Below are 12,106 nucleotides of genomic sequence, written 5' to 3'. Positions count from 1 at the left end.
CACCTGACGACCCGCCCTGACCGGAGAGCAGACCGGGCGCGAGTTCGCAGCACCACCGACCCGGTCACGCCAACGGCATCGCAGCGCCCGGACGGAATCACAAACTCAGACGGTCGCCAAGAGGGACGCCGCCTGCTCCGCGGGCACGTCCAGGAGGTGCGACAGCTGTCCCTCTGCCCCGGCGGAGGCCGTCACCTGCGTCAGACGGGCGCCGTGGATCTCGGCCCGGAACTCGTAGCGGAACGTCTCGTCGCCCGCGTAGGTCAGGGCGACCCGACCGGTCCAGTCGATGCGGTGGCTGCCGTCGGCGTCCGCGGTGAAGGTGATCGTGTGCTCGGCGACCGAGTCATGTCCGAGGAGATAGACGTGGAAGGCCGGATCGGCGTCCAGGTCTTCGATCGGCAGCGGGTCGGCCGCCAGCCGCTGCGGCTGCGGGTCGGCGATCCGGAACGGGCGACCCGGCGTCGCGGCGAGCACCCCGGTCGCCTCTCCCCAGAACGTCGACGAGATCCGGCACCGGTGGTAGTTGTTCCAGACGATCGGAGATTCCCAATCGGGCCGGTCGTCCGGCCCCGGGTCGCCCGCCTCGTCGTAGTCGGCCGTCCGGAGGCTCAGGTCGAACCACAACTGACCGAGATCGTCGAGCCGTCCCGCCCACTCGAACTCGTCGACCCGATGACCGTCCGGCCACGGGTTACCAGGAAACCAGATCCGGCCGTTCATGATCCGGCAGATTACCCGGCCGGCCAGTCGCGCCCAGAGCCGCGGCAAGCCGTGCGCTACCAGTGCAGGCGTTTGGCCTTCATGTCGACACCGCGGCGTTCGCGGGGGCCGTCAAGGCGCCGCCAGAGCAGCAACACGGTGGCCATAGCTACGCCCTGCACGGCCCAGAGCGCGATGTCCCATCCCGGCCGCTCGTCGAACACGAACGCCCGCAGACCGATCGCCGTCAGCACCACGGTCGACGCGGCGCCGATCAGGACTCTGGTGCTCCGGGGGCTCACGAGCTCATCGTAGACCGGCGGAACCGGTCCTCCTGCTCGTCGTGTTCGATCAGGCCGCCGGCGGCCAGGGCCAGCAGCGCCTGGTGAAGTCCGGTGCCGACGGGATTGTCCGTCCAGAAGATCCACTTGTTGACGGCAAAGCTGTCCGACGGCATGGCACCCAGGGCGACCGCCAGCGCGAACGCCGCCTGGTCCGAGTCGTACCAGTCCGTCGCGTTGAGGAAGCTGACGGTCATTTGCGGGCCAGCACCATGCGGAAACGGGGGCCGCCGCTGGCCAGGTTGCCCAGCGCGGGCAACGGCTCGGTGCCGACGGTGAAGCCGGCCGCGGCCAGGTCGGCGGTCAGCGCGGCCACCCCGGTGATCCGGTAGTACATGACGAAGGGCGGCCGCCACACGAAGTTGCGCACCCGCATCACCGTGTCGAAGCCCAGCATGACCCAGTGCGCGACCGAGGCCACCGACGGCGGTTCGTTGATCGGGAAGGCGAACAACCCGCCCGGACGTAGGGCGCGGTAGACGCCGGCGAAGACGGCCGGACGTTCCGCGGGCAGAAAGTGGCCCAGCGCGCCGAAGGTGACGGCCAGGTCGAACTCGGCGTCGAATTCCAGCTTTCGTACGTCACCCCGCCGCAACTCGGCCCCCGGATGCGCCCGGCGCGCCTGGTCGAGCATGCCCGCGCTGAAGTCGACGCCGGCCACCCGCCCGTCGACCACCGACTCGAGCACGCCGAGCCCGGCCCCGGTGCCGCAGCACACGTCGAGCCCGGCCGCGAACGGACCGCGAGCCGCCAGCGCCGCCGTGGTCGCGTCGAGGATGCTCACCGGCGTCCGGAAGGGGGTGTGATCGAATTTCGGGGCCAGCAGGTCGTAGCCGCGCTCGACCGACGACAGCGCCTGCACGGTCAGCTCGCGCAGGCTCGGACCTTGGGGCGAGAACACCCACCGACCCTACCCGCGAACGGAGAAACCGGGTGCTGACACGGGGGCCGTACAGCGGCAGGCTCAGAGGTTCGCGCCGGTCGTCGCGGTGCAGAACCGGTACGGCGTCGACTTCGGACGGGTCAACGACGAGATGCTCGCCCACTGCGGTGTCGAGGGCATCGCGCCGGATGAAGAACAGAGAGACCCCTTCCCGCGTACGGGGAAAGGGGTCTCTCGGTTGTCGAGACGAGCTAGAAGAGCAGGTTGAACTGGTTCCAGCCGGTGCCGATCCGGATGTTGGTCGAGCCGTCGACCCAGCCGCCGCGGCCGTTGCCGCGGTAGAGGAACAGCTCGCCGCCCGAGTTGCGGGTGATCACGTCGGTGAAGCCGTCGCCGTTGAAGTCGCCCGGCGAGAAGACGGCGGTCCAACTCTGCCAGCCCGTGCCGATCAGGTCGGGTGAGCCGCCGTTGAGCCAGCCGCCCTTGCCGTTGCCTCGGTAAAGCTTGAGCTCGCCGGCCGCGTTCCGGCCGATCACGTCGGCGTTGCCGTCGCCGTTGAAGTCGCCCGGCGAGAAGATCAGGTTGAACTGGTTCCAGCCCGTGCCGATCCGGATGTTGGTCGAGCCGTCGATCCAGCCGCCCTTGCCGTTGCCGCGGTAGAGGAACAGCTCGCCGCCCGAATTGCGGGTGATCACGTCGGTGAAGCCGTCACCGTTGAAATCGCCCGGCGAGAACACCGAGGTCCAGTTGTTCCAGCCGGTGCCGATCGTCTCGGGGGACCCGCCGTTGAGCCAGCCGCCCTTGCCGTTGCTGCGGTAGAGCTTGAGCTCACCGGCCGCGTTGCGGGCGGCCATGTCGAGGTTGCCGTCGCCACTGAAGTCGGCGACCGGGAACAGGAGGTTGAAGCTGTTGAAGCCGGTGCCGACCTGCAGGTTGGTCGACGGGTCGACCCAGTTGCCCTTGCCGTTGCCGCGGTAGAGCTTGAGCTCGCCGGCCGAGTTCCGGCCGATCACGTCGGCGTTGCCGTCGCTGTTGAAGTCGTTGCGCCAGTCGTCGAGCGGGTAGTCGACCGGGTCGTGGCCGGGGTCGGTGACCTCGACCGGCTGGTCGGTGATGGTGAGGTCGTCGATCAGAGTGCGGAAGCCGCCCGCGTTCTTCGGCTGGTCGTAGCCGACCATGACCGTGGTGACCTGCTTGTCGGCCAGGCGGCCGAGCGGCACGACGACCTGGTTCCAGCGGTCGGCGACGATCTTGCTGCACTGGAAGGCCGGGTGGACGCGGACGCCGTTCTGGTCGGTCAGCTGGGAGTCGCGCAGCGTCGAGCCGTCGCTGAACAGCAGGTCGACCGACACGCAGGTGCTGTTGCGGGTCTTGGCCTCGGGGCGGGTGGCCGTGCTCTGCGGGCGGATCCAGTAGGACAGCGTCGTCGACGGCTTGACCGAGATGCGGCTGACCGGCATCGACTTCAGGTATGCGTACGACGACTGGGTGTTGACGTCGGTGCCGGAGTAGACCAGCGCCGCCGTGCCGGTGTGCGCCGTGCCCGAGGCGACGGCGACGGCCGGGGTGGTGACGTTGGCGACGCCGCCGGTGGCCGGGAGCGTCGGCTGCACGTCGGCCGTCTCGAACCCGGTGGTCAGGTCGAGGTCGAACTGCCCGGCCCGGACGAAGTCGTTGAGCTGGGCCGGCGTGCCCGCCAGGGCCTGGGTGGCGTACCAGGCGAGGTTGAGGTCGCCGGCCGCGGTCGCGTTCTTCCTGATCTCGAGGGCGGCGGCGCGGTCGGCCTGGTAGGCCCGCTCCAGCGCGATCTCGATGTCGCGGTCCTTGGCCTGGTGGACGCCGGTGTCGATGAACGTCTTCCAGGCCGCCGGGTCGAGGTTGCGGCTGGCCGCCATGGCCGCGGCCTGCACCTCGGAGCCCTCGGTGGCGAAGTTCCACACCTCGATCACGAAGTCGCGGTCGGGCAGGCTGAGCAGCTGGTCGGTGACCGTCATGCCGATCCGGTTGGCGGCCAGCTTCTTGGCCGCACGGGCCCGCTCGGCGGCCTTCTCGGCCTCGGTCTTGGCCTCGTCGGCGGCGATCCGGTCGTCGACGTCCTGCCCGGCCGCGGCGGCCATGCCGCCGGTGATGAAGGCCGTGCGGTCGGCGTCGCTGCCGTCCCGGGCGGCGCGGGCGGCCGCCTTCACCTTGGGCCACTTGACGTCGTCGGACGTGCGTTCCCAGATCAGCCGTACGAAGTCGGCGTCGCTCCCGTTGAGAAGGGCGGCGTCGGCGACCACGTCGATGCTGGCCGCGGCGGCACTCCGCGCGGCGTCACTGGCCCGCTTGGCCTCGGCCTCCTGGCGCTCGCGCTCGACGTCACGGTCGAAGGCGGCGAACACGCCGGTGACGATGAAGTCGTAGGCCGCCGACGACTCCACGTCGTCGGAGAAGGCCAGCTCGGCCGCGGCCCGCACCTCGAGATGGTCGGCGTTGTTCTTGACGATGTTCCAGAGCGCGATGACGAAGTCGCGGTCGGCCAGCTCGATCAGCGCGAAGTCGTCGCCGTGGCCGAACTTGATCGCCACGGCGAGCTTCTGGTCGTAACTGGCCTCGACCGCGGCCTGTGCCTGAGCAACGGCAATGCGCGGGACGGCCTGCGCGGCACCGGGCGTCAGGACGACCAATGTCGCGACAAGTCCGGCGCCCAGCAGCCTGGGCAGAGCTTTTTTGGGCAGCATGAAGTCGGTGTTCCCCCGTGTTAGTTCGATCGAAATCGATTCGAGGGAAGGGTAACGGATCGATCGGCGTGACGAAGACCCGTCCAGGCTCAGCGTAGGGAAGCCGGCCGGGCGGCCCGGGCCGAGCCGGTCGGCGACAAGGGCACGAGCAGCACGAGCAGCGGCAGCACGATCGACGACCCCACGACTACCAGGGAGAACGTGGGTGGATAGTCGCGCTCCCACAGCTGCCACATGCCGATCGCCGCGTGCACGATGGCGGGTGCCCAGATCGTCCGGTTGCCGTGCTCCCACAGCCAGGCCAGCGGCACGCACGTCACCGCCGCGGTGACGATGCCCAGCACGGCGACGAACCAGGGGGCGCCGAACAGCAGCGGCACGTGGGTGACGGCGATCAGCGGCATCGACCACGCCACCGCCCGCCCGAACGAGTGCCTTTCGCGCAGCCACCGGAACGCCAGGCCGCGCCACACGAACTCCTCGGCCAGGCCGTGAAAGATCAGCACCCCGGCCAGCACGAGCGGCCAGTCCGGACGCAGGTGGAGCGAGACCCCGAGCAGCGCGGCCCCACCGAGATAGCCGGTCACCACCAGGGCACCGGCCACCAGCGCGATGAGGCACGTACGCAGCGGCGGCCGGGCCAGGCCACGAAGGTCGGCTACGACAAGAACCGCGATGGCCAGCGCCAGCAACGACCGGCCCGGCGCGGGTGGCGCCGTGGCGAGCCGGTCGAGGGCCAGCCAGGCGATCAGGAACGTGAGCCCGAACCGGAGCCGGCTCATTTCGGCACCGTCAGCTCGGCCAGGCTCAGGGCCAGCCGCCGCTGCACCGCGGGTGACCGGCCGGCCAGGCTGAGCACGCTGTTGCGGACGGCCCGCAGCATCGGGTTGCGCAGCGTGGCGGCCCGCGTCATGCGGTGGGTGGTGGCGACGACCTGGGTGGCGACCGGACGGCGGAGGGTCTCGTACGCGTCCAGGTCGATCTCCCCGGCCAGGGCCCGCGCCAGGGTCACCGCGTCCTGGATGCCGGTGTTCATGCCCTGCCCGCCGGCCGGGCTGTGCACGTGGGCGGCGTCCCCGGCCAGGAACACCGGGCCCCGGCGGTAGTGGTCGGCCAGCCGGTGCTGCACCCGGAACCGGGAGCTCCACACCAGACCGGTGACCTCGGCCGGCTCGGCCTCGGGGCCGCGCGCGTCGAGCAGTGCCTGCACGTCGGCCGCGGAGGGTTGCTCGGGCGCGTCGTCCAGCGTGGCCACGATGCGGTAACGCTCACCGGGCAGCGGCGCCACGACGACCAGGCCGCTCGGGGCGAAGAACAGGTGCACCTCGTCGCGCGGGAACGGCCACTTCAGGTGCACGTCGGCCAGCACGAACGACTCCGGGTAGCGCCCGCCGGTGAAGCCGATGCCGGACTGCTGACGGACCACGCTGTTGAGGCCGTCGCAGCCCACCACGTAACGGGCCTCGATCTGTTCGCCACCGGCGAGCGTCACGACCCCGCCCTCGACGGCGGTCACCGGAGACTGCCAGCGCACCTGACCGGCGTACGCGGAAAGAATCTGCTCGGTCTCGCTCTGCGGCAGCATCAGCGTGAACGGGAACCTGGTGGGCAGGCCGGCGAACGGCACCCGCATGAGCGCCCGATCGCGGTCGCGCACGGTGAACTGCGGCACCACGATGCCGCGGCGGACCAGCTCGCCGGCGATGCCCAGGTCGTCCAGCACCTCGAGGGTACGGGCGTGGATGACCGCCGCCCGCGAGGTGTTGGCGCCCTGGGCGGCCGCGTCGAGCAGCACGTGGTCGATGCCTCGCGCCTTCAGGGCGGCCGACAGGGTCAGGCCGGTCGGACCGGCTCCGACGATCACAACGTCCATGGTCATCTCCAAGAAGGATCAGGGGGTGTCGAGCCGCTCGATGCGGATCGCGGTGGTGGCGGTGGCGACGAAGCGCGGCAGTTGGCGCAACGCGGCCTGCGGGTCGGGTGCGGTGGCCTGCCACCAGATCTCGTGACCGCCGGTGCGGCACGAGGACAGGGCCGTCGCGTGCCGCAGCGGGCTCGGGAAACCCCGGAACGCGGCGAACACGACCCCGCAGTCATCGGCGGCGTGGCGGTTGTGGAGGAGGTAGCTCGGCACGAATCGAGCCTCGCCGCCGTCGCGCCGGCGGACATCGGGGTGCGACCCTGAACCCGTGAAGGCACTCGTCGGGCGCGACCCCGAGCTGGCCGCCGTCGACGCCCGCCTCGACGCGCTGGACGGCCCGGCGGTCGTCGTGGTCGCGGGCGAGCCCGGCATTGGCAAGAGTCACCTGCTGGCCGAGCTGGGCCGGCGGGCCGACGCGCGCGGGATGCTGGTGCTCAACGGCAGCGCGTCCGAGTTCGAGCAGGACCTGCCGTTCTGGCTGTTCGTGGACGCGCTCGACGAATATCTGCGCGCGACCCGGCCGGCCGGCCTGGACGACGACCTGGCCCTTCTTCTGCCGTCGTGGCCGGCCACGGCCGGCCCGGCCAGCAGCGGCGACCCGCGGTACCGCGCTCACCGGGCCGTGCGCAAGGTCCTGGAGGTGCTGGCCCAGGAGACCCCGGTCGTGCTGCTGCTCGACGACCTGCACTGGGCCGACGAAGGGTCGATCGAGCTGATCTGCGCCCTGCTGCGGCGGCCGCCGGCGGCGAAGGTGCTGCTCGGCCTGGCGATGCGACCCCGGCAGGCGCCCGGACGGCTGGCCACGGCGCTGGATCGCACCGGCACCGTCCGGCTCGATCTGGTGCCGCTCGGCCTGCACGACGTACGGGAGATGGTCGGTCCGGAGGCGGACGCGGCCGGGCTGCACGCCGAGAGCGGCGGCAACCCGTATTTCCTGACCCAGCTGGTGCGCGGCGCGGGTGCGGGCGGGGCGGACGAGCTGGCCCGGCTCGACCGTGACGTACGCCGGGTGCTCGAGGCGGCCGCGGTGGCCGGCGATCCGTTCCTGCTCGATCTGGCCGCGGTGGCCGCCGGACGCGAGGTCACCGAGGCGCTCGACGTGCTGCTGGAGCGCGATCTGGTGCGCCCGACCGAGGCCCCGCGCCGGTTCCGGTTCCGGCATCCGTTGCTGCGCAAGGCGGTCTACGAGGCGGCCCCGCGGGCGTGGCGGCTCGGCGCGCACGAGCGGCTGGCCCGGGAGCCCGGCCTGTCGCCGTCGGCACGGGCGCATCACGTCGTGCAGGCGGCCCGGCCCGGCGACGCGGAGGCCGTGCGGTTGCTGCGCTCGGTCGGGGACGACGCCGCGGCCCGGGCGCCCGGCGAGGCCGCCCGCTGGTACCGCCACGCTCTCGACCTGCAGCCGTCCGATCCTGCGCTCTGGGTCGCGCTCGGGTCGGCCCAGGGCGCGGCCGGTGATCTGGAGGAGGCACACCATTCCCTCGTACGCGCTCTCGAGCTGATCGGAACCGCAGAGGCCCGCGTGCCGGTGGTCGCGGCCTGCGCGGGTATCGAGAACACGCTCGGCCGGCACGACGCCGCGCACCGCCGCCTGACCACCGCCCTCGACGCGCTGGGCGACGAGCACCCGGCCGAGTCGGCCGCGCTGATGACCGGGATCGCCCAGGACCACCAGTTCCGGCTCGAGTTCGAGCAGGCCGTGCACTGGGCGCGGCGGGCCCGGGAGGCGGCCGGGCGATCCGGGAACCGGGTGGCGATGGCGGACTCGGCGATGCGGCTCGCGTTCAGCGCCGCGTTCGCCGGGGACGGCGAGGTCGCGGCGGCCGCCTGCGCCGAGTCGGCGGCTCTGCTCGACACCCTGACAGACGCCGAGATCGGCCTCTCGCCCGACCCGATCGTGGCCCAGCTGGCCGCGGCCGAGTTGCTCAGCGGCCGGCTGGCCGACGCCGAACGGCACGCCGAGCGGTCGCTGGCCGTGGTGCGCCACCACGTGCCGGTGATGTTCTGGGCCGGCCTCGTCCGGGCCGCGCTGGGCCGGCTGCCCGAGGCGGCCGCCCTGCTCGACGAGGCGATCGAGGTGGCCCGCTCGTCCGGGCACGGTTCGCTGCTCGGCTGGGCGCTGGTGGCCCGGTCGTCGGTGGCCCTGGACTGCGGCGACCGGGCTGCGGCGCGGGCGCTGGCCGAGGAGAGCGTGCGGGCGCACCAGGCGCCCGAGCGGTCGCTGCCCGGAGTGTGGTCGCGGCTGGTGCTGGCCGCCTCGGGCGAGCTCGAGGCGGCCGAGCGGACCATCGGCATCGATCTCGACCTGCTGCCGGCGCCCCTGCGAGCGTCCGCGCGGGCCCTGGTCGAGCAGGCCCGGATCGCGCGGGGCGACCTGACCGGGGCCGAACCGACCGCGGCGATCCGGCTCGCCCAGGGGCATCCGCGCGAGGCGGCCGAGCTGGCCCTGGCCGCGGCGGCGTCGGGCACCGTGCTCGAGGAGGCCGCGGCCCGTTTCCTGGCCGCCCGCGCGCTCGCCTCGTCCGGAGACGTCGAGGCGGCCGTCCACCAGCTCCAGCTCGTCTGCGAGATCTACGAGCGCTGCGGCGCGCCCCGCCGGCGGGCCGAGGCGGAACGGCTGCTGCGCAAGCTCGGCCACCGGGTGCACCGGCGCAGCGAGCCCGGCGCCCTGGCCGGACTGACCGGGCGCGAGCTGCAGATCGCCCGGCTGATCACCGACCGCCGCACCAACGCCGAGATCGCGGCCGAGCTGTTCCTGAGCCTGAAGACGGTCGAGACCCACATCCGGCACGTCTTCCAGAAGTTGTCGGTCACGTCCCGGGTCGAGGTGGCCCGGGCCGTCGAGCGGCTCGATCAGGGTGCCGCCCCGATGTCGTGACGGCCGGGCGCGCCGACGCTGACGGCATGAACTCACGTCTCGTCGCGGTCAGCGCGATCCTGTTCTCCGCCGTCTATCTGCTCTCCGACCTGATCGAGCTGGCCCAGGGCGGTTTCTCGCCGTTCCAGCTGGCGCTCACCTACGCCGCCGAGGCCGCCCTGCCCCTGTTCGTCCTCGGCCTGTACGCGGTGCAACGCCCCGCGATCGGCACGCTCGGGCTGGCCGGGGCGGTCGGGTACGCGTACACGTACGTCTTCTTCACCGGCACGGTCCTCTACGCGCTGGTCGACCACACGCCGGACTGGCCGACCCTGTCCGAGCGTCTCGGCGCCTGGGTCGGCGTGCACTCGGTACTGATGATCGTGTCGGGGATCGCCTTCGGCGTGGCCGTGGCGCGGGCCGGCGCATCGAGCCCGTGGACCGGCTGGCTCCTGGTCGCGGGCATGATCCTGTACGCGGTCAGCCCGGCGCTGCCCGACGTGGCCCAGGTCGGTGCGGCGGGCGTACGGGACCTGGGGTTCGCCTCGATGGGGTGGACACTCCTACGGAACCACGGTGACCGGCCAGCGGCCGCAGCGCACCAGCTTCGAGCCCAGTGACCCGGCGATCCGGTGCAGCGCCTGGGTCGAGCGGCCGACGATCACCGCGTCGGCGTGCAGCTCGGCGGCGGCATCAATGATTTCCCCGTACGGCTCCCCCGTCCGCACCAGCAGGCGCGCGTCGAGATCGAGCTCGGCCAGCCGGTCGACGAACATGGCCCGCAGCTCCTTCTCGACCGCGTCCTGCGTGTCGATCACGGTGGCCACCGCGCCGCCGGTGTCGGCCAGCGGCAGCAGGGCCGACGGATGCGTGCGCACATAGAGCGCGACCAGCCGGCTTCCTTGACGCCGGGCGAGCCCCGCCGCGTAGGCGGCCGCCCGCAACGAGGAGGTGGAACCGTCGATGCCCACGAGAATGGTGCCCGGCCCGTCCCGCATGTCGACCCTTTACTGAACGGTTGGTGTCTACTTATCCAAAGTGTATCGTGACGGTAACCGTTCAGCAATGTTCGAGGGGTGGCCGGGCACAGTGAGCACAGGACGACCCCGCGACCCCGACGTCGACCGGCGGATCGCCCGCGCCGCGCTCGACCTGTTCGGCGACGCCGGCTGGGCCGGGTTCGCGATGGAGACGGTGGCCCGGCGGGCCGGGGTCGGCAAGGCGTCGCTCTATCTGCGCTGGAACAGCAAGGAGGCGCTGCTCACCGACGCCCTCACGGCCGGCCTGCCGCACGTCAGCGACGTCGACACCGGCACCCTGCACGGCGACCTGGTCGAGCTGGCGACCCAGATCCTCGACGTCTACGCCGGCCCGATCAGCCGGGCCGCGCTGCGCCTGACCCTCGAGGCGGCGACCATCCCCGGCATCGCCGAACACTACGACTCGATCCGCCGGGCCCAGATCCAGGCCGCGCGGGGCATCGTCCGGCGCGGCATCGCCCGGGGCGAACTGCCCGGCACGACATCGGTCACGCTGCTGCTCAACACCGTGATCGGCGGGGCCATGATGCACGCGCTGACCACCCCGCCCGACAAGCGGGCCGCCCTGGCCGCCGACACCGGCACGCAGGCCCGCCGCCTCGTCGACTTCCTGCTCGCGCGATCGTGATCGTCACCGGCACGGCCCAGCGCGACGCCTGGCAGCAGCGTGTCCTGCCGCCGGTCGAGCTCGTGCGCCCGGGCCTGTGGTCGATCCCGGTGCCCATCCCCGACAACCCGCTCCGCTACACCCTGGCCTACGCCTTCGAGAGCCGCGACGACGGCGTACTGCTGGTCGATCCGGGCTGGGACTCCCCCGAGGGCCGGGCCGCCCTGACCGCCGGCCTGCGCGACCTGGGCCCGGTCACCGGCATTGTGCTCACCCACGTGCACCCCGACCACCACGGCCTCAGCGGATGGTTGCGCGAGCGCTCCGGCGCCTGGATCGGCATGCATCCGGCCGAGGCCGCATGGCTTCCCGCACGGCGCTGGCGCGACCAGCCGCCCGGCTTCAGCGAGCGCTGGCTGCGCCGCCACGGCGCCCCCGAAGACCTGCGGCTCACCCAGGATCGCCTGGACAGCCTCTATGCGATGGCCGAACCGGACCGCGCGATCGACGACGGCGACCGACTGCCGCTGGCGGGCCGTGAGGTGCGCGCGGTCTGGACGCCGGGCCACACGCCGGGTCACCTGTGCCTGCACGACGCCGAGGCCGGGGTGCTGCTGACCGGCGATCACCTGCTCCCCCGCATCAGCCCGAACATCGCCGTGCATCCGGGTGACGACGGCGACCCGCTCACCGACTATCTGGGCTCGCTCGACCGCACCGCGAAGTTCACCGGCGACGAGGCCCTGCCCGCCCACGAATACCGGTTCCGCGGCATCGGCACCCGCGCCGCCGGCCTGCGCCGCCACCACGACAAGCGCAGCGACGAGATCATGGGCGTGATCGCGACGCACGGCGATCCGACGTCGTGGCAGATCGCCGCCGCCCTCACCTGGTCGCGCGGCTGGGACGCGCTACACGGCCTGATGCGCCGGATGGCCCTGGCCGAGACCGTCGCCCACCTGCACCACCTGGCCGCCGCGGGCGCCGTCCGCCCCACCGGCCGCGAACCGATCAAATGGAGGGGGTAGCGCAAATCAG

The 12,106-nt window shown here is 72.3% G+C and carries 13 protein-coding genes; 4 read left to right on the top strand and 9 right to left on the bottom strand.

The features are described 5' to 3' along the window. Positions 1–105 precede the first annotated feature (105 nt). The 8 genes from KOI35_RS22130 to KOI35_RS22095 form a co-directional block, all read right to left on the bottom strand. A complete protein-coding gene (locus KOI35_RS22130; protein ID WP_215789389.1) occupies positions 106–723 on the bottom strand; it encodes a hypothetical protein in 618 nt (205 codons plus the stop codon). A gap of 56 nt (positions 724–779) precedes the next feature. After that, a complete protein-coding gene (locus KOI35_RS22125) occupies positions 780–1,004 on the bottom strand; it encodes a hypothetical protein (protein ID WP_215789388.1) in 225 nt (74 codons plus the stop codon). Further along, complete coding sequence (locus KOI35_RS22120; protein WP_215789387.1) at positions 1,001–1,240, bottom strand: hypothetical protein; 240 nt, start codon at positions 1,238–1,240, stop codon at positions 1,001–1,003. The genes KOI35_RS22125 and KOI35_RS22120 overlap by 4 nt, the downstream gene beginning before the upstream one ends. After that, positions 1,237–1,944, bottom strand: coding sequence for a class I SAM-dependent methyltransferase (locus tag KOI35_RS22115; RefSeq protein ID WP_215789386.1), 708 nt, complete (start codon positions 1,942–1,944; stop codon positions 1,237–1,239). The genes KOI35_RS22120 and KOI35_RS22115 overlap by 4 nt, the downstream gene beginning before the upstream one ends. Before the next feature lie 233 nt (positions 1,945–2,177). Then, positions 2,178–4,646: an FG-GAP repeat domain-containing protein gene (locus KOI35_RS22110; protein ID WP_215789385.1), complete on the bottom strand. Its 2,469-nt coding sequence runs from the start codon at positions 4,644–4,646 to the stop codon at positions 2,178–2,180. 89 nt (positions 4,647–4,735) lie between these two features. After that, positions 4,736–5,428 carry a CPBP family intramembrane glutamic endopeptidase gene (locus KOI35_RS22105; RefSeq protein ID WP_215789384.1) on the bottom strand — a complete coding sequence of 231 codons (693 nt, stop codon included), beginning with the start codon at positions 5,426–5,428 and terminating at the stop codon, positions 4,736–4,738. Then, on the bottom strand, positions 5,425–6,525 hold the full coding sequence (locus tag KOI35_RS22100) for an FAD-dependent oxidoreductase (protein WP_215789383.1): 1,101 nt from the start codon (positions 6,523–6,525) through the stop codon (positions 5,425–5,427). The genes KOI35_RS22105 and KOI35_RS22100 overlap by 4 nt, the downstream gene beginning before the upstream one ends. Before the next feature lie 12 nt (positions 6,526–6,537). Further along, positions 6,538–6,780 (bottom strand): hypothetical protein, encoded by a 243-nt coding sequence (locus KOI35_RS22095; protein WP_215789382.1) that lies wholly within the window; start codon positions 6,778–6,780, stop codon positions 6,538–6,540. Positions 6,781–6,835: 55 nt separating this feature from the next. Between KOI35_RS22095 and KOI35_RS49000 the strand changes: the two genes are divergently transcribed. Both KOI35_RS49000 and KOI35_RS22085 read left to right on the top strand, forming a co-directional pair. Next, positions 6,836–9,442 carry an ATP-binding protein gene (locus tag KOI35_RS49000; protein WP_215789381.1) on the top strand — a complete coding sequence of 869 codons (2,607 nt, stop codon included), beginning with the start codon at positions 6,836–6,838 and terminating at the stop codon, positions 9,440–9,442. Between the two features lie 26 nt (positions 9,443–9,468). Further along, positions 9,469–10,041, top strand: a complete 573-nt coding sequence (locus tag KOI35_RS22085) for a hypothetical protein (RefSeq protein WP_215789380.1) — start codon at positions 9,469–9,471, stop codon at positions 10,039–10,041. Here KOI35_RS22085 and KOI35_RS22080 read toward each other — a convergent pair. After that, entirely contained in the window at positions 9,985–10,419 is a 435-nt protein-coding gene (locus KOI35_RS22080) for a universal stress protein (RefSeq protein ID WP_215789379.1), read from the bottom strand. The two genes, KOI35_RS22085 and KOI35_RS22080, sit on opposite strands and share 57 nt — an antisense overlap. A gap of 91 nt (positions 10,420–10,510) precedes the next feature. Here KOI35_RS22080 and KOI35_RS22075 point away from each other — a divergent pair, with 91 nt between their 5' ends. Together KOI35_RS22075 and KOI35_RS22070 are read left to right on the top strand one after the other, a co-directional pair. Further along, positions 10,511–11,089, top strand: coding sequence for a TetR/AcrR family transcriptional regulator (locus tag KOI35_RS22075; protein WP_308121111.1), 579 nt, complete (start codon positions 10,511–10,513; stop codon positions 11,087–11,089). Further along, positions 11,086–12,096, top strand: a complete 1,011-nt coding sequence (locus KOI35_RS22070; protein ID WP_215789377.1) for an MBL fold metallo-hydrolase — start codon at positions 11,086–11,088, stop codon at positions 12,094–12,096. Before KOI35_RS22075 ends, KOI35_RS22070 begins: the two co-directional genes overlap by 4 nt. Positions 12,097–12,106: the final 10 nt, after the last annotated feature.

Origin of the sequence: Paractinoplanes bogorensis (assembly GCF_018829635.1) — a bacterium.
GTDB classification, from domain to species: Bacteria; Actinomycetota; Actinomycetes; order Mycobacteriales; family Micromonosporaceae; genus Actinoplanes; species Actinoplanes bogorensis.
The sequence above is the reverse complement of the archived record's forward strand: the minus strand, read 5'-3'. Positions and strand labels throughout refer to the sequence as shown.